Genomic DNA, 17,110 nt, shown 5'->3' with positions numbered 1-17,110 from the left:
GCCTACTTTTAACATATATTGCAAATAAAGGACAGTTTAATTGCAACTTCCAGCACTATTTATCGCTATAGCCTAGAGAAATTATTTTGAATTAGACATTTCCACTTAAAAAAGGGGTAGGTTTAAATTAGACTAAAAATCATCCGATACCTGAATCAGTCTGACTGGCCGGTTTGCCGGTAATATACCCGACTTCAATATGATCCTTTGCCCCCTGTCACTCGCAATAAAATTAAAAAATCCCGAGGGGAGCCCACCTGTAGGATCCGTGATAATTATATATATATCGCGTATCAAAGGGTAGCCTCCTGTCGGAAAGTCACGTGGCGATTCCCGGTGGGCAAGTTCTAATGCCAACTGATAAGGGTATGGCTTGTAGCTGTTATTGGGAGTAGCCTGCGATGCGTTGCTCACTGATACGACATTTATATTATCGATAAAACTCAAGTTAGCAGTATCTACAGGATTAGCAATCCAATTCACCCCGACGAATCCCAGTGCGTTCGGATGTGAGGCAACATATTCGATCACCTTGCCATGAGAAACCACCCTGGTTATATCAGCTGAAGCACTATCGGAAGAAAGTGCTTTCACATTCTTGCCAAAAGGGTCATTATCACAGATTGAGTCCCGGATATACCGTACCATACTCGAGCTGGGAGTATCGAACATTACTGCTACAGTATCTAAAGGAGATTCGGGATTGATCTGTTTCCAACTTTCAATCTTTCCCGACATTATGTCCTTTATATTATTTATTGTCATGAGAGTATCATTATTATCTTTGTGAGTGATCAGTGCGATCCCGTCAATCGCTATTTTATGACTGCGGATACGCTGTTTCCTCTCTTGAATGATGGTCTGCTCCTGCTCCGTCAGTAAACGGGTTCCCATGATTAGACGTATGCTATCATCTACCAGCGATTTATAAATGTTCTGTTCGGAAGCGTATATAGGAATGATGGCCGCATCATTATAAAGCGATTCGAACACATTAATTTCTGCTTCTATAATAGGAGCAAAACTTTCGTCCACAGCCATCTGGGCAATGCCGGAAGTCGCCGTATCGGTCCTCACCGTCCTTTGATGACATGATGACAGAAAAAGGGCTTCGGCAATTATAAAGAATAGAAGAAGAGCCTGTCTTATTTGATTCATTGTTCTTTTCATAATCTATATCCTCTTAATATACTATAAGCAGCAAAAATTACGCCAAACACAATCATTATCTCTATAATAATATTCCTTCGGAATAAAAATGTGAAAAACATATTACTTTACACTTTCATTTATGAATACTGTATATTTTTCGTATAAAGTTATTTTCAGACTAACTTTGCAGGCTGAATTCAACCGGAAGCGTAAAATAAACTGAAACCGGTTTGCCTTTTTGCTTTCCCGGTATCCATTTGGGCATTATCTGTACTACCCTGACAGCTTCACGGTTCAACGAAGCATCCACTCCACGGATAATTTGGATATCCATGATCTCACCTGTTCTGGAAACGACGAACTTGATAATGACCTTACCCTGAATACCGCTTTCCTGCGCAATAATTGGATATTGGATATTTTCAGATAAGAACCTATTCAATGCATCCATTCCGCCAGGAAATGAAGGTGCCTGCTCTGCGCTCTCAAGAGGTTTTTCTTCTACTTTTTCTTCCACAACCACTTTGGGTCGACTCAACTCACTGATATCAATGCCATGCTGCTCATCCGTCCCCATCACATCTGCAATAGATATTTGAAGGGTTGAGGACTGCAACTCCTTCTGAGTCTTCACAAATTCGTTTTCTGGAGAAACTTCTTCATCCTTTGCAATAACAGGAGGCACAAACTGCATGGAGGATTTCAAAGCAGGGGGCGGAGGAACTTCGTCCTGTTGGACAAGTTCTTCTTTTATAAGTTCTTGTTTTACTTGTTCCTCAATCGGAAGAACAGACAACTCAACGACTTGTTCCATAGAGCCCATATTTTTTTGCGTCAGGTTTTCTACCACACCGTATAACCGGGGCAGAAGAGAGACGACTACCATGAGGAGCGCTACCAAAAGGAATGCCGCAAGATATCTTTTGGAAGAGGTCTGGCGTAGCCTATATGCTCCGTACCGCTTGTTTCTTCCTTCGAAGACAAGGTCACACCACTCGGTGGAATCTAAATTTATAAATTTATCCATATCGTATCTTTGTATTATTGGCCTTGGGGCGCCAGGTTAGAAGCACCGAACGCGCCCTTGGTCTTATAGTTCTGTACCAGGAATTCATCTCCTTCGGTCACATCCACGATAGCGTACTTGCCCACGCTGCATATCTGCATCTCGTCGAGGGCGTCCACCAGGTTCTTGTAGTTGGACGTCTCCATCGGCTTGATGATCACCGTAAGGGCATTCACGTCACCCTTTATCTCCTTGGAACGTTCGTTGAACTCCTCCTCGGTCATCCTGTTGCCCTTTTCCGCACGTTCCAGCTTGAGGTCGCGCATCCGGTTCACCGCCTCGGCGTTCCTTTCCAGGATGATGCCGCGCAGCCCCTCATTGGAGGTGCTGGACGAGTAGGTGGTCTCCTTCAACACGCCATAGTCGCTGTAGGCGCTTTCATCGAGCTTGCCCAGGTAGTAGTAGACCTTGTCGTCCTCCCCCAGCAGGAGCGTGACCGCCTTCGATTCCTTCACCTTGGGGGCCTGGTCGTCCTCGATCTTCTGGTCGGTGGGCATCGCGATGTCCATCACCTGCGGTTTCGACAGCGTGGAAACCAGCATGAAGAAGGTGATCAGCAACATGTTCATGTCCACCATCGGGGTAAAATCCACCCGCAGGTTTTCCTTCCTGGGTTTGCCTTTCTGCACCTCGCCCCCGCCTGTATCTATATTTGCCATATTGTTTCTCTGTTATTTCAATAATTTTACACTATTTCCCGCCATGGCGGAGCCCCGGCTTGCCGGGCTCCGCTGCCGGCTTCACGCAATAATCCGGTTAAAACCCTTCGGGCGCCCCCCTGAGCACCGTCACCAGGCTGTAACGGTTGGCCTTGATCCTGACCAGGTCCTTCATCACCTTCTCCACAAGGGGGTAAGGGGTGGACTGGTCGGCCTTCAGCGTTATCTTCATTTCACCGTCTATCTCCCGGGCCTTCTGGATCCAGTTGGTGAACTGGTTGTCCAGGCTGTCGGCCGGGATCCCGTACTCGCGCATCGCCGCGTCCTGCTCGCCGAAGGGTAAATCAAGGAAGGCCGGGAGGCGGTTCATCGGAACACCGATGAAGGGCTGTTCCAGGAACACCTTCTTCTGGCGCTCATTAACTATCACCCCGTACTCGGCGGACATCTTCTCAAGCGCCTCGAGCCGAACCTCGGGACGGTCGATGTTCAGGAACACCTTCCCGTCGAGGTCGACCAGGATATTCATCACATTGTACTCCGGCACCTTGATCTCCATCACCGAGGCCGGCGCCGTCACCCTGACGGGCTCCTGGGGGAGGAAGGTGGATGTCAGCATGAAGAACGTGAGCAGCAGCACCGTCACGTCGCTCATGGCGGTCATGTCGACGAAGACACTATGTTTCTTTATTTTTGCCATTGTTTCTCTGAATTATCTTGACTTCTGGTTCTACGGGGGAGGTTATCTGGAAAGGCCGCCGTGACGTTTTATAAACGATTGCCCGATGGCGAACCCGATTTCGTCGACCGCGTTGGTCATCGTCTGGATCCGGCCCGAGAAATAGGTGTAGGTGATGATCGCCAGGGCTCCCGTGCCGATACCGAGGGCGGTATTCATCAGGGCTTCCGAGATACCCACGGCCAGGGCGGTGGAGTCGGGCGCACCCTCGTTACCCATGGCGGCAAAGGCGCGGATCATACCCAGCACAGTCCCAAACAGTCCGAACAGCGTGCCCAGCGTGGAAATGGCAGCGATGATGTTCAGGTTCTTCTCCAGGTAGGGCAATTCCAGGGTGGTGGCCTCGTCGATCTCCTTCTGGATCAGTTCAGCCTTGTCGGAATTGGTGATATTGGGGATGTCCTCCACGTCATCATAACGCACCAGGCCCTCCCTTACGATATTGGCAATGGAGCCTTTCTGTTCGTCGGAAAGCTTGATGGCTTCGGTGATATTGCCTTCATCGATTTTCCGTTTTACCCCTGTAACGAAACGCTCATTTTTGTCTTTACCGCTGGCCCTGTTCAATGCGAAGAAACGTTCGAGGGAAAGGGTGATCACGGTCAGTAGAAGCGTGATTACCAGGGGAATCACATAACCACCCTGGTACAGCGTACCGAAAACGTCACCCGGCAGGGGATGGCCCTTTTCGTCGAAATGGCTTGGATGGGCACATACACCGAAAAAGAAAATACAGGCGAGGATTGAACACCCAATGATAATGAAACCGGCAGAAAGGTCCTTGCTTTTTGTTTGTCTTGTCTCCATAATGCAATTCAAATTAGTTTATTTAATATGTGAATTTAATTTATATTTAATAGTTCGTTCATACTCAACACCTATGAATTATATTTTCAATACAACTCACTAAATCACCTTATGAGAAGGTGACATAATTATATTTTTTACTTAAAAAAATACAAGGAGACGTAACTATAGGCTCCGTTGGAATACTCTCCTGCCGTCAACAAAGAAAGCACAGAATTCTATTTATTTTCAAATAATTACGCCACCTTTAAGTTTTGAAGTGTTTATACCTTCAATGAATATTGTGTCTAAATACAGTACAATGATAAGGCTTTTTTACATCCAGCGCAACGATTTTTGACTTCTAAAAATAAAAAAGAGAACGACAACAAGTCAGAGATGATTTTTTTTAATTTTTTTTAACTTTATAATTTCCAAGCCTTGATTTAACGTAATTAACATTGAAAAGTTCACATTTAATAATAATCGGTATAATCATGCCGGTTTAAAAGAAATTCATGTAAATTTGTCGCAGATTCGAATTATAATCGAATAACAACTGAATTACAATATGAAAAAATTATTACCGATTTTACTGGCCGGCATAGTACTTTTCTCCTGCAAGCAGGGAGAAACATTTAATGTAACGGGAACTATTGGCTCTGCACAAGGAGATACATTGTATCTGGAACATCGTGGTTTGGCAGGTATAACACTACTCGATTCTACTATTCTGAAAAATGGAGGATCGTTTAACTTTAAACAACCGGCACCGGAAAATCCGGAATTTTATCAATTGCGTATAGGCAAACAGATTGTCATTTTTGCTGTGGATTCAACAGAAACAGTTCAAATTTCCGCCGACGCATCAGACCTATATCACTCCTTCACGGTAGAGAATTCTCCTACCAATGATCAGATGAAAGAAGTAGACGGACTCACCCGTGAAGCAGCCGGCAAAATCACTGATCTTGAAAATCAACACAAAACAGGATTTATCGACGATATGGTATTTATTTCACAACTGGATACTGTTTTACAAAAATACAAGACATCGGTATCCCGATTAATTCTGGGGAATCCTTCGGGAGCGACTGCTTATTATGCCATTTTTCAGAAAATAAACGATTACCTCATATTCGATCCCTATAACAAGCAGGACTATGCAATGTTTGGAGCGGTGGCAACTTCATGGAATCGGTACTATCCCGATACGGAAAGGAGCAAACATCTTTATGAATTCACCATGAATGCATTAAAAGCACGTAGAAAGCAGGAGCAACAAACAAAATTATTAGAGAATATACCTATAGTGGAAGGTAGCGGATTACCTGACATCATTCTTTCGGGAGTGGATGGAAGGAAAGTGGAATTATCTTCATTGAAAGGCAAGGTAGTAATACTCGATTTCGTAGTTTACAGTGCTGATTTCTCTCCCAAACATAATATAGATTTAAATAAACTATATTCGAGTTTTCAATCCCGTGGTCTGGAAATTTATCAAGTTTCACTCGATTCGGATGAGCACTTCTGGAAGACCTCAGCCGCCAACCTACCATGGATAACCGTAAGAGACTCACGGTCGGTAAACACCCCGTTATTGGCGACTTATAATGTACGGCAAATCCCCACCGCATTCCTCATCAACCGCGAAGGGGACATAATAGCTCGTATCGAGGATTATGGTCAACTATCCGCCGAACTGGATAAAGTGTTATAAAACATATCCGGAAATTTTGTCCAATTGAAATAAAATGTTACCTTTGTAGAAGTTTAATCATGGAAAAAAGGGGTTCCGGTCTTGTAATAAAGGCCGGAATTCTTTTTCTTTACGTTAAGTTTAAAGAATAAAAAAAGAGACTATGGCTGTAACTTATATGACCGAAGAAGGACTTCGGAAATTAAAAGACGATTTGATCGAATTGGAATCTGTACAGAGACCTGAAATATCACGTCAGATTGCCGAAGCGCGAGATAAAGGCGACCTGTCGGAAAATGCCGAATATGATGCGGCGAAAGAAGCGCAAGGGATGCTTGAGGCAAAGATATCGCAATTGAAGAACCTGATAGCCAATGCACGTGTTATTGATGAGAGCACTATTGGCACCGATGAAGTACAGATAATGAACAAAGTGACGATCAAGAACCTGCAGACGAAAAAACTGATGACCTATACGCTCGTATCTGAAAGCGAGGCCGATCTGAAAAGCGGTAAGATTGCGGTAAGTACCCCCATCGCCCAAGGATTGATGGGTAAAAAAGTGGGGGATGTGGCAGAAATTAAAGTGCCATCCGGAACAATGATATTTGAAATCGTTGAAATTTCTATATAGAGTCCCGAAATCAATATTCAAGATTTTCATTCTTATAAGATGACTATTTTCAGCAGAATTATTTCGGGAGAAATCCCATCCTACAAGATCGCCGAAGACGACCGGTTTTATGCTTTTCTTGATATCAACCCTATGTCGAAAGGCCATACATTGATAGTACCGAAACAAGAAATCGATTATCTTTTCGATTTGGAGGATTCTCTTCTGGCGGATATGATTATCTTCTCAAAAAGAGTAGCAAAAGCGATTCAGAGTGCTATTCCTTGTAAAAGAGTAGGACTGATGGTGATTGGTTTGGAGGTACCCCATGCACACATTCATTTAATTCCTATCCAAAAAGAAGGAGACATGAGTTTAGCCAATCCGAAAATGCAACTCACCGGAGACGAATTTGAAGAAATTGCAAAAAAAATCCGAAAGAAGCTTTAAACTGGAACTTAAATAATTAAGATAAGGTGGATTTCTTTCGGGAAATCCATTTTTTATGGCAAAAAAATGTGCAGTCCGTAAACCACCCATTTTATAAAGGTTTTATTTTCTTATTCTTCCTTACCTGAAAACGAGATCAATCCCCCACAGCGACCGCTGGCCCGATCACACCGGAGACGTTATTGACCATACAATATTGCAGAATATGGTTCGATTTATCATATTTCAATGCCATTTCATTGGCTACACGAGAAGCCATCGGATTTTCCCCGAACAGCAGGTTGATCTGTTCGACCTCTCCTCCGTTTGTCTCCATCCTGGCAAAACAACCCATATCAATGATGGCAGGAGCAATCTCCTTTAATTGTTCTACCGTGGGAACATACTTACCGGACGATTGCCACATAATCATATTGACTCAATATTCGTCTCTACTATGGTTGATTTTACAGAGTTTCATCAATTCTACGACAACAATAGGAACTAACGAGAGAAGTCCTACGTAAGCCCAATGAATGCCATCCATCGCCGTTACACCGAAAATGTCCATTGCTCCGGGGATCAACAGTACAGCCAGGAGCAGAAGAGCTGAAAGGAAGATGGCGCCGAGCAGTGGTTTATTGCTCGATATATTTGTATGAAAAGAAGAGCGTTTGTTGGAATGTAGGTTACGTACATGCAGCAATTGCGAGAATCCCAGCACAGCAAACGCCATGGTCTGTCCCAAAAGTTGCCCGCCATCTCTGAAACCAATCATATAAGCAGCCAGCGAAATCAGGCCGATAACGGTACCCTGATAACCGATCCTCCATATCATTCCCTTGGTGAAAAAACCCTGTCGGGGATCACGTGGTTTGCGTGTCATCACATCATTCTCGGCAGGATCCATACTTAGCGCCAATGCGGGTAAACTATCAGTCACCAGATTGATCCACAATATAAGAATAGGAGTTAATGGATTACCCAGGTTAGCTATTGAAGCGATAAAAATAAGCAACACCTCTCCCATATTGGCAGAGAGAAGAAATTGTATTACTTTCAGGATATTGTCATAAATACGACGTCCCTCTTCCACCGCACTTACAATAGTCGCGAAGTTATCATCTGTCAGAATTACGTCGGAAGCATCCTTAGCCACTTCAGTACCCACTACTCCCATTGATACACCAATATCAGCCTGCTTGAGTGCAGGAGCATCGTTCACTCCATCCCCCGTCATTGCCACGATATCACCATAGGATTGCCATGCCTTCACAATCCTCACCTTATGTTCGGGGGCCACACGTGCATATACTGAATAGGCTTCCACCCCCCGATAGAGAGTTTCATCGTTCATCCCTTCTACATCAGTGCCCGTAATTGCTTTATCACCCTCACGGTAAATTCCTATCTCATCGGCAATCGCTACCGCAGTCACTTTATGGTCGCCAGTAATCATCACCGGGCGGATACCGGCCGTCTTACACTTTTTCACCGCTTCTACCACTTCAGGCCGAGCCGGATCTATCATACCCAGCAACCCCACAAAAATAAGATCCCTCTCAGTGAACCCGGCACTCACCTCCCCCGGCAGGGAGTCAATATCATTATAGGCCACAGCAAGCACACGCAATGCCGACTGTGCCATCCGCCTATTTTCTTCTTTGATGGTCTCTATGTCTTCTGCCGTAATGGATCTTATATTTCCATGGATAAGTATTCGGGAGGATATAGCAAGGACCTCATCCAAACCTCCCTTCAGGTTTACCCTGAATTTCCCTTCCCCTATTCGGTTGATAGTCGACATCCTTTTCCGGTCAGAATCAAATGGCACTTCCTCCACACGGGAGAAGCGACCCTCCAGTTCATTTTTATTAATTTTCAGAGCAAGAGCTGCATCCACAATAGCAATCTCCGTAGGATCACCCGCCGTCTCATGTTTACCATCGGACAATATCCTCAGATGCGCATCGGTGCAGAGTAACGATGAATGGAGAAGCATCTGCTCATCACTATCAAGTTCTTCGGGAAGGGGCGGATTGCGAAAATCAATCCGGTTGCCTCCAGCCCACCCCTCCACCACGGTCATTTTATTTTGCGTAAGAGTGCCCGTTTTATCGGAACATATCACGGTAACGCTCCCCAGTGTCTCAACCGATGGTAATGTACGTACGATCGCATTCAGTTTCACCAGTCGCTGCACTCCGATTGCCAAAACAATGGTGGAGACTATTTGCAGTCCTTCAGGAATAGCTGCTACCGCCAGGCTGACAGCCATCATCAGCATCTCCAGCCAGCCATTACCATAGAGGACACCGACGACAAATATCAAAAAACAAATTCCAAGGGCCACATACCCCAACACCTTACCCAGTTGTTCAAGCCGTTTGCTCATTGGTGTTTCCGTATCCTGCGTCTGTTGAAGCATATGGGCAATCTTACCTACTTCGGTCTCCATTCCGGTCCTCACCACTACGCCCTTCCCCCGTCCATAAGTAACGGTACTGGTAGAGAAAGCCATATTATCACGGTCACCTAAAGGTAGGTCTTTTGCATCCAAGACTTTCTCAGTCTTATCTACAGGGACCGATTCTCCGGTAAGGGCCGATTCCTGCACTTTCATATTCACCGCTTCTATCAGGCGCAAATCAGCGGGGATAATATCACCGGTATCCAACACAATAATATCGCCCGGAACAATCTCCGTGGATGTGATTTCGGCTACCTGACCGTCCCGCAATACTTTGGAATGAGGGGTGCTCATCCTGTTCAGCGCTTCCAGTGAAGACTGTGCTTTTTTCTCCTGGGCGGTACCTATCGCCGCATTGACCACCAATATGGCTAAGATCACAAACGCCTCTACCAACCCTCCTCCTTCCAGTACGCCAATCACCCCCGACACTACAGCAGCTATCAATAAAATAACCACCATGATGCTCTTGAATTGCTCGAAGAACATCAACAAAAGTGTTTTTTGCTTTTGTGATTCAAGTTGATTAGCCCCATACTGGCTAAGACGCTCTCTTACTTCCACGTCAGAAAGACCTGTTTCGGGCGAAACCTCAAACTGTCCTAAAACCTCTTCAACCTGTAAATTATAATAGGAATCCTTCATCTTTTCATATTTAACAATAATCCTGCTTTTCATGGCAGGACAAACGATACAAGACGTATGAAATAAACAACCCATAGAAAAAAATGTTTCAACCGGAGGAAACTATTTCTCCTGACTACATGCTATCAAAATACTCTATAAATATGTTATATAACATAGATGCAGAATCAACAATTATCGTACGTTTTTTATATATTGCGACGCTATTTTAGATAGTAGACTTTGCCGGTTGTTACACCGCGGCAAAGTCTTTTTTCATGCCATTGACAAATTGTCACATAGGTACTACTTGTCCCGATTTATCGGGATTCATCACATTGGCACATTAATTAATTTAAATATTTTCTAATCATGAAAGTTTACAAGACAAACGAAATCAGGAACATTGCCCTACTTGGCAATGCAGGCTCAGGTAAGACCACTCTCGCGGAAGCCATGCTTTTCGAGTGTGGTCTTATAAAACGACGCGGCACGGTAGATGGGAAAAATACCGTGAGTGACTATTTTCCGGTAGAGAAAGAATATGGATATTCCGTCTTCTCAACTGTTTTCTCCTATGAATGGAAAGAAAAACTGATGAACTTCATCGATTGTCCGGGTTCGGACGATTTTGTGGGCGGGGTTGTCTCTGCCCTTCATGTGACCGATATGGCATTGATGCTGATTGATGCCACCAGCGGGGTAGAAGTGGGTACCATCAACCAGCTCCGCTATGTGGACGAACTCGATAAGCCGCTTGTCTTCCTGATGAACCAGATGGACCATGAGAAAGCCGACTACGACAATACCCTTGCCAGCCTGAAAGACCAGTACGGTAGTAAAGTCGTGCCAGTACAGTATCCTATCGGCAGCGGTACTTCTTTTGATGGGATCGTGGACGTATTGAAACAAAAATTATACAAATGGAAACCGGGTGCCACTGCTCCCGACGTATTGGATATTCCCGAAAGTGAACAGGAAAAAGCGGGTGAATATTATCAGGCACTGCTCGAAGCAGCAGCCGAAAATGACGAGGGATTAATGGAAAAATATTTCGATCAGGGATCTCTTACCGAAGAAGAGATGCGTGACGGTATCCATAAAGGAATGATCAGCCGGAGCCTCTTTCCCTTATTCTGTATATCTGCCGAAAAAAATATGGCTGTACACCGCATCATGAACTTCCTGAGCATGGTCGCTCCTTCTCCACTTGATGTGTCCTCTCCCGCCAATAGTGATGGTGATGAAGTAAAACCTGACGCATCAGCACCTACCAGCCTCTTTTTCTTTAAAACGACAGTTGAACCCCATATCGGTGAAGTATCTTATTTCAAGGTAATGTCGGGGTCAGTAAAAGAAGGCGACGACCTCGTCAACGTCAACCGCGGTTCAAAAGAACGGCTTGTACAACTCTTTACCGTAGCAGGACAAATCCGCAACAAGGCAGTAGAACTGCAGGCGGGCAGTATCGGTGCAGCCGTGAAACTGAAAGACGTGCGTACGGGAAACACCCTCAACGCGAAAGATAATGAAAACAAATTCGACTTTATCCGTTATCCGGAACCCCGTTACCGCAGGGCTATCAAGGCGGTGAACGAATCGAACTCGGAAAAACTGAGTGAAGCGCTTACCCGCATGAAAGAGGAAGACCCCACCTGGCTGGTGGAAAACTCTAAAGAGTTGAAACAAGTCATTGTTTCCGGACAGGGTGAATTCCACCTCCGTACATTAAAATGGAGGTTGGAAAACAACGACAAGATCGAGATCGAATTTTTGGAGCCCAGAATCCCATACCGCGAGACCATCACCAAAGCAGCACGAGCGGATTATCGGCACAAGAAACAGTCGGGTGGCGCCGGCCAGTTCGGGGAGGTACATCTTATCGTGGAACCTTATACCGAAGGAATGGCTGTTCCTGAAGTCTATCGCTTTAACGGACAGGAGTACAAAGTGCAGAACCGCGACACACAGGAGATCAACCTCGATTGGGGCGGTAAGCTGATATTTGTGAACAGTATCGTAGGTGGCGCCATCGATGCGCGCTTCCTGCCCGCCATCCTGAAGGGCATCATGGCCAGGATGGAGCAAGGTCCCTTGACGGGATCGTATGCCCGTGACGTACGGGTGATTGTGTACGACGGCAAGATGCACCCGGTAGATTCCAATGAAATCTCCTTTATGCTGGCGGGACGTAATGCATTCAGCACTGCATTCAAGAATGCCGGGCCTAAAATCCTTGAGCCTGTATACGACGTGACGGTCTCCGTGCCGGGTGAATATATGGGCGATGTGATGAGCGACCTGCAGGGACGTCGCGCCATGATCATGGGTATGGAGAGTGAAAAAGGATTCGAAAAACTCAAAGCAAAAGTACCTTTGAAAGAGATGAGTTCCTACTCTACTTCATTGAGTTCGATCACTGGAGGAAGGGCTTCTTTCTCCATGAAGTTCTCAAGCTATGAACTCGTTCCTTCCGATGTACAGGAAAAACTGCTCAAAGCTTACGAAGCACAGGAAAAAGACGAGTAACCGCCTCTTTTTATCTGATAATTTAGTCCAAGGGGAGGGTAAAGTCAATGATAACTTTACCCTCTATTTTCATTAAAAATAAAATTAATAAAAAAGCAAAATATTCACATTTTTCTATCATTTATCCTTAAAACTACATTTTTTCGTAACTCTTTATAATTAATTGAAACAAAAGTAATTCTTTTTGTCTATCTTTGCGAATTATTATCAGTTTTATCAAAGGGAAATATATTAATGTTAATTTATAAGTTTAGTTTTAATAAAAGAATAGTAGCAATTTTAGGCTTTATCTGCTTATCGTGTAATATTTTAGTTTTTGCACAAAAAACAAAAGAAGATATAAATACAGACTGGTATCATCTCTCTTTTGACATTGATTCCGTATTTGGAATAGGAACCACCCAAACATACCAATATATAGCGAAGAAGAAATATAAACCACAGAGAGAAATAATTGTCGCCGTAATAGACGGGGGTGTGGATATTGACCACGAAGACCTGAAAGCAAACATCTGGTTAAACAAGAAAGAACGTCTTAACGGAAAAGATGATGACAGAAACGGATATGTGGACGATCTCCATGGCTGGAATTTTTTGGGTAAGACAGGAGACACTTTAGTCCTTGAGAAAGTCGGAACGGAAGCCTTCCGCGAGTATAAACGGCTGCGGCCCGTCTATGAAGACATGGAGAAACAACAGATCACTCTTCTGACCGGTAAGGAAAAAGAAGAGTATGACTATTTCCTGAATGTAAGAAAAAAAGCAGGTATCGGCTCATACCTTTATTATTCATCCTATCTGCAGGCAATTGCCGAATCTTTCCGGGCAATTGACTCCTTATTGGTTCACACACATGGAAATAAAGAATTCGTATTGAGCGACCTCGCCTCCCTGCACCCGACAGATTCCATCTATTCTCAATATTTGGAGGTGGTCACAAACAGTACATTTATGTATGACTCGCTCACCCCATGGAAAAAAACGTACGATTATCATATTGCCAATTTTGAATTAGCCAAGAATCGTGTACAAAGTCTGGACGACATTTCTTCCCCTCGTGATTCTTTGGTAGGTGATGACATAACGAATATAGATGACCGTTTTTACGGTAATCCTATCATCAACACGTATGCCTATCATGGCACTGTTGTATCGGGAATTATAGGCGCTGTACGCGGAAATGGTCTTGGAATCGACGGGATAGCAGGTCATGTGAAGATTATGCCCATCAGGGCAATACCCGATGGTGATGAGTATGACAAGGATGTGGCCCTGGCTATCCGTTATGCGGTGGATAATGGAGCAAACATTATCAATATGAGCTTTGGGAAAGATTTTTCCCCACACGAGGAGTGGGTGAAAGATGCCATCCAATACGCCAGTGAACGAAATGTATTGCTTGTGCAAGCCTCCGGAAATACAGGCAGGGATATTGACTCCTTGGTCTCCTATCCCACCGGATACATGAAGGACGGGAAAAAGCCAGGCGGTTATATAAAGGTGGGAGCCACAAAAGCCGACGGGGAGTTGTATTCTCTTTCCAATTACGGGAAAAGAGAGGTTGATTTATTTGCCCCCGGAGTCAATATTTATGCTCTTGATGCGGACAACGGGTATGATTTTGTAGATGGAGGGACCTCATTGGCGGCTCCTATGGTATCCGGTGCAGCCGCATTGATCTGGTCCTATTTTCCCGGTTTGACAGCCTCCCAGTTAAAAGATATCATCGTAAGTACCGTTACAAAACGGGAAAATGAACGGGTGGAACTTCCGGGACAAAAGCAAAAGGGAAAAAATGTATTGTTTTCGGATTTATCAGCATCCGGAGGAATCCTTAATACTTACAACGCTTTTCTGAAAGCCGACATAATATATAATAAAAAAACAAATATATTCAGAAGAAACAAATGAAAAGACTCATTTTCTTATTTGCCGCATTGACTCATATCACAATCAATATATCCGCCCGGCAAATCAATTTCGATTATGGAGAGAGTTATTCCGTAGATAGCCTCCAAAAATATATCTATTCGACCACCATATCACCCTCCTGGGAAAAGGATGGTGCGAGTTTCTGTTATTTCTTTGAAGATGAATCGGGTGTTCATCATTATCTCGTAAATCCTGTAAAAAAGAAGAAAACACGCCTTTTCGATGGTGCCGATTTTTATCTGAAACTGTCCGGATTTACCGGGAAGGAGTATGACCGCAAGAGACATAAAATCTATGCACGGGTAGAGGGAACAAAAAATGGGGCTAAAATCTTATTCCAAGATTCAGGAAAGTCATTCTACTATTACCTAAATACCAAACAATTAGAAGAAATTTCAAGGGAGGAAAAGAAATATACACCCTATCTCAAAAACCCTTATCCCTGGAGAAAATATTCGGAAGACAGCACTTATTATGTCTATGGACAGAATCACAATCTTTTTCTCCAAAAAAATGGACTGCCCGATGACGAAGCGCTACAGCTCACTTTCGATGGAGAGCCATTCTACTCCTACGTCAATAGTAGTCCTTTTATCAATACAGATGGCACGCTCATTGCCGACGATATAAGCCTTTTACTCTCCGGTAACAATGAAGCAAAAAAAACAGTTTCAATCCGGGGAAACGCCCTTGCACAACCATCCTCCGGCGATAAGGAGAACGAAATGGCCGAGAAAAGATCCACCTCCCTGGCATATTGGGCCAACGACTCAAAAAATCTCGTAATAATACGGGAAGACAAGCGCCGGGTAAGGGAAATGGCAGTTATCAATAGCCTTGCGCAACCGCGACCGGAATACAAGCGGTATAAATTTCCCATACCGGGTGACAAATATGTGCCGCAGTACGAGTTGTTCCTCTTTGATGCGGCCAGGGGAGAAGGAAGGAAAATAGATGTCAGCAAATATCCGGACCAAAAACTGGAATATGCGAGGATGATCCCAGGGGAGAATTCCAGGTATGTTTACTTTCTCCGGAAAAGCCGCTCCTGCGACCAAATCGATCTATGCCGCCTGGACGCGCAAACCGGTGAATTCAACGAACTGATAACGGAAACCTGTAGCCCGCATTTCAATGTACCGCTGTTCTCCTTCCATATACTGAACGATGGGAAAGATATTATCTGGTGGTCAGAAAGATCAGGTTACGGCCAGTACTATCTATATGATGGCGACGGCAAGCTGAAAAACCCGATCACCGACAGGTCATTCGTGGCCGGCCCCATCCACTCGATTGACACGCTTGGGCGCTCTTTTATTTTTGAAGCATACGGGGAAGATAAAACAATAAATCCATATTACCGCCAATACTACGATGTCCGTTTCGACGGGACCCGATGCACCCTGCTTACACCGGGCAACGGTTATCACGACATCTCCCTATCGCCAGACAGAAAATTCCTGATAGACTCCTATTCCAGGATGGACATGCCTCCCAAGAATATACTTCGTGATCGTCAGGGAAGCACTATCATGGAACTGGAACAGGCTTCACTGAAAGATGTTTTAGAAAGAGGGTTCAAATTTCCTGAAATCGTACAGATGAAATCGAAAGACGGGGAAACAGACCTGTATGGGGTTGTCTACCGTCCTTTCAATCTGGATAAAACAAAAAAATACCCCATCATATCCAATGTCTATCCGGGTCCTATTACGGATCTTGTCCCCCAATCCTTTACCATCGATGACAATTACAACCAGTCTTTGGCGCAACAGGGATTCATTGTTATCAACTTCGGATACCGGGGAGCCAGTCCCTACCGCGGCAAAGAATTTCACAATTGGGGCTATGGGAATCTAAGGGATTACGCATTGGAAGACGATAAACATGTGATTGAGCAACTGGCGGAGAAATACCCCTATATAGACAAGGATCGCGTCGGAATTTACGGACATTCGGGAGGGGGATTCATGGCAACATCCGCCATATTGACCTATCCTGAATTTTACAAGGTAGCCGTAGCCGCTTCCGGCAATCACGACAACCGTATTTATACACAATACTGGGGAGAGACTTACCAAGGGGTAAAAATGGACAGGGAAACCACGGGAGACAGCACGAGTTATATTTTTTCGGTGGATATGCCTACCAACCTAGAGTTGGCAGACAGGCTTAAAGGCAAACTCCTCCTGATAACGGGGGATGTGGATATTAACGTGCATCCGGCACAAACCTTTAGGATGGCGGACGCGCTGATAAAAGCGAATAAACGGTTCGACATGATGGTGCTTCCCGGAAAAGACCACGGTTTGGGCGATAGATATTATACGAACCTGGTCCATTATTATTTTATTGAACATCTGTTGGGAAAGAAAATAACAGATGCCGACATTTTACATCACGAATAACTAA

13 protein-coding genes are annotated in these 17,110 nt (G+C 44.5%); 6 read left to right on the top strand and 7 right to left on the bottom strand.

Annotated features, from left to right (window positions below; all coding sequences use genetic code 11):
* Positions 1 to 132: 132 nt before the first annotated feature.
* From B4G81_RS06145 to B4G81_RS06125, 5 genes are all read right to left on the bottom strand, one after another.
* Positions 133 to 1,158, bottom strand: coding sequence for a PstS family phosphate ABC transporter substrate-binding protein (locus B4G81_RS06145; RefSeq protein WP_294081104.1), 1,026 nt, complete (start codon positions 1,156 to 1,158; stop codon positions 133 to 135).
* 172 nt (positions 1,159 to 1,330) lie between these two features.
* The gene (locus B4G81_RS06140; RefSeq protein ID WP_294081103.1) at positions 1,331 to 2,179 is read right to left on the bottom strand and encodes an energy transducer TonB; all 849 of its coding nucleotides are present in this window, start codon (positions 2,177 to 2,179) and stop codon (positions 1,331 to 1,333) included.
* A gap of 14 nt (positions 2,180 to 2,193) precedes the next feature.
* Positions 2,194 to 2,877: an ExbD/TolR family protein gene (locus B4G81_RS06135; RefSeq protein ID WP_294081102.1), complete on the bottom strand. Its 684-nt coding sequence runs from the start codon at positions 2,875 to 2,877 to the stop codon at positions 2,194 to 2,196.
* 97 nt (positions 2,878 to 2,974) lie between these two features.
* Complete coding sequence (locus B4G81_RS06130; RefSeq protein WP_294081101.1) at positions 2,975 to 3,577, bottom strand: ExbD/TolR family protein; 603 nt, start codon at positions 3,575 to 3,577, stop codon at positions 2,975 to 2,977.
* A 42-nt stretch (positions 3,578 to 3,619) separates the two neighbouring features.
* Positions 3,620 to 4,423, bottom strand: a complete 804-nt coding sequence (locus tag B4G81_RS06125) for a MotA/TolQ/ExbB proton channel family protein (RefSeq protein WP_294081100.1) — start codon at positions 4,421 to 4,423, stop codon at positions 3,620 to 3,622.
* A 550-nt stretch (positions 4,424 to 4,973) separates the two neighbouring features.
* On the opposite strand from B4G81_RS06125, the gene B4G81_RS06120 reads away from it, so the two are divergent.
* The 3 genes from B4G81_RS06120 (at position 4,974) to B4G81_RS06110 (ending at position 7,164) form a co-directional block, all read left to right on the top strand.
* A complete protein-coding gene (locus tag B4G81_RS06120) occupies positions 4,974 to 6,122 on the top strand; it encodes a redoxin domain-containing protein (protein WP_294081099.1) in 1,149 nt (382 codons plus the stop codon).
* A gap of 142 nt (positions 6,123 to 6,264) precedes the next feature.
* A complete protein-coding gene (gene greA, locus B4G81_RS06115; protein ID WP_294081098.1) occupies positions 6,265 to 6,735 on the top strand; it encodes a transcription elongation factor GreA in 471 nt (156 codons plus the stop codon).
* A 39-nt stretch (positions 6,736 to 6,774) separates the two neighbouring features.
* Positions 6,775 to 7,164, top strand: a complete 390-nt coding sequence (locus tag B4G81_RS06110; protein WP_294081097.1) for an HIT family protein — start codon at positions 6,775 to 6,777, stop codon at positions 7,162 to 7,164.
* A 136-nt stretch (positions 7,165 to 7,300) separates the two neighbouring features.
* Here B4G81_RS06110 and B4G81_RS06105 read toward each other — a convergent pair whose 3' ends face one another.
* Both B4G81_RS06105 and B4G81_RS06100 read right to left on the bottom strand, forming a co-directional pair.
* Entirely contained in the window at positions 7,301 to 7,399 is a 99-nt protein-coding gene (locus B4G81_RS06105) for a hypothetical protein (protein ID WP_414703171.1), read from the bottom strand.
* Positions 7,400 to 7,582: 183 nt separating this feature from the next.
* The gene (locus tag B4G81_RS06100; protein WP_294081096.1) at positions 7,583 to 10,258 is read right to left on the bottom strand and encodes a calcium-translocating P-type ATPase, PMCA-type; all 2,676 of its coding nucleotides are present in this window, start codon (positions 10,256 to 10,258) and stop codon (positions 7,583 to 7,585) included.
* Between the two features lie 351 nt (positions 10,259 to 10,609).
* On the opposite strand from B4G81_RS06100, the gene B4G81_RS06095 reads away from it, so the two are divergent.
* The 3 genes from B4G81_RS06095 to B4G81_RS06085 all read left to right on the top strand — a co-directional run bounded on the left by B4G81_RS06095 (position 10,610) and on the right by B4G81_RS06085 (position 17,106).
* The gene (locus tag B4G81_RS06095) at positions 10,610 to 12,766 is read left to right on the top strand and encodes an elongation factor G (RefSeq protein ID WP_294081095.1); all 2,157 of its coding nucleotides are present in this window, start codon (positions 10,610 to 10,612) and stop codon (positions 12,764 to 12,766) included.
* A 234-nt stretch (positions 12,767 to 13,000) separates the two neighbouring features.
* Positions 13,001 to 14,677 carry a S8 family serine peptidase gene (locus tag B4G81_RS06090; protein ID WP_294081094.1) on the top strand — a complete coding sequence of 559 codons (1,677 nt, stop codon included), beginning with the start codon at positions 13,001 to 13,003 and terminating at the stop codon, positions 14,675 to 14,677.
* Positions 14,674 to 17,106, top strand: coding sequence for a S9 family peptidase (locus tag B4G81_RS06085; RefSeq protein WP_294081093.1), 2,433 nt, complete (start codon positions 14,674 to 14,676; stop codon positions 17,104 to 17,106). The genes B4G81_RS06090 and B4G81_RS06085 overlap by 4 nt, the downstream gene beginning before the upstream one ends.
* Positions 17,107 to 17,110: the final 4 nt, after the last annotated feature.

This window comes from Proteiniphilum sp. UBA5384 (assembly GCF_002410825.1).
Classification (GTDB): domain Bacteria; phylum Bacteroidota; class Bacteroidia; order Bacteroidales; family Dysgonomonadaceae; genus Proteiniphilum.
The sequence above is the reverse complement of the archived record's forward strand: the minus strand, read 5'-3'. Positions and strand labels throughout refer to the sequence as shown.

What these genes read in the sequence shown, in the direction of transcription:
- B4G81_RS06145 (WP_294081104.1), bottom strand. Translation starts at nt 1,158, where the DNA reads ATGAATCAAATAAGACAGGCTCTTCTTCTATTCTTTATAATTGCCGAA.
- B4G81_RS06140 (WP_294081103.1), bottom strand. Translation starts at nt 2,179, where the DNA reads ATGGATAAATTTATAAATTTAGATTCCACCGAGTGGTGTGACCTTGTC.
- B4G81_RS06135 (WP_294081102.1), bottom strand. Translation starts at nt 2,877, where the DNA reads ATGGCAAATATAGATACAGGCGGGGGCGAGGTGCAGAAAGGCAAACCC.
- B4G81_RS06130 (WP_294081101.1), bottom strand. Translation starts at nt 3,577, where the DNA reads ATGGCAAAAATAAAGAAACATAGTGTCTTCGTCGACATGACCGCCATG.
- B4G81_RS06125 (WP_294081100.1), bottom strand. Translation starts at nt 4,423, where the DNA reads ATGGAGACAAGACAAACAAAAAGCAAGGACCTTTCTGCCGGTTTCATT.
- B4G81_RS06120 (WP_294081099.1), top strand. Translation starts at nt 4,974, where the DNA reads ATGAAAAAATTATTACCGATTTTACTGGCCGGCATAGTACTTTTCTCC.
- greA (WP_294081098.1), top strand. Translation starts at nt 6,265, where the DNA reads ATGGCTGTAACTTATATGACCGAAGAAGGACTTCGGAAATTAAAAGAC.
- B4G81_RS06110 (WP_294081097.1), top strand. Translation starts at nt 6,775, where the DNA reads ATGACTATTTTCAGCAGAATTATTTCGGGAGAAATCCCATCCTACAAG.
- B4G81_RS06105 (WP_414703171.1), bottom strand. Translation starts at nt 7,399, where the DNA reads ATGGCATTGAAATATGATAAATCGAACCATATTCTGCAATATTGTATG.
- B4G81_RS06100 (WP_294081096.1), bottom strand. Translation starts at nt 10,258, where the DNA reads ATGAAGGATTCCTATTATAATTTACAGGTTGAAGAGGTTTTAGGACAG.
- B4G81_RS06095 (WP_294081095.1), top strand. Translation starts at nt 10,610, where the DNA reads ATGAAAGTTTACAAGACAAACGAAATCAGGAACATTGCCCTACTTGGC.
- B4G81_RS06090 (WP_294081094.1), top strand. Translation starts at nt 13,001, where the DNA reads ATGTTAATTTATAAGTTTAGTTTTAATAAAAGAATAGTAGCAATTTTA.
- B4G81_RS06085 (WP_294081093.1), top strand. Translation starts at nt 14,674, where the DNA reads ATGAAAAGACTCATTTTCTTATTTGCCGCATTGACTCATATCACAATC.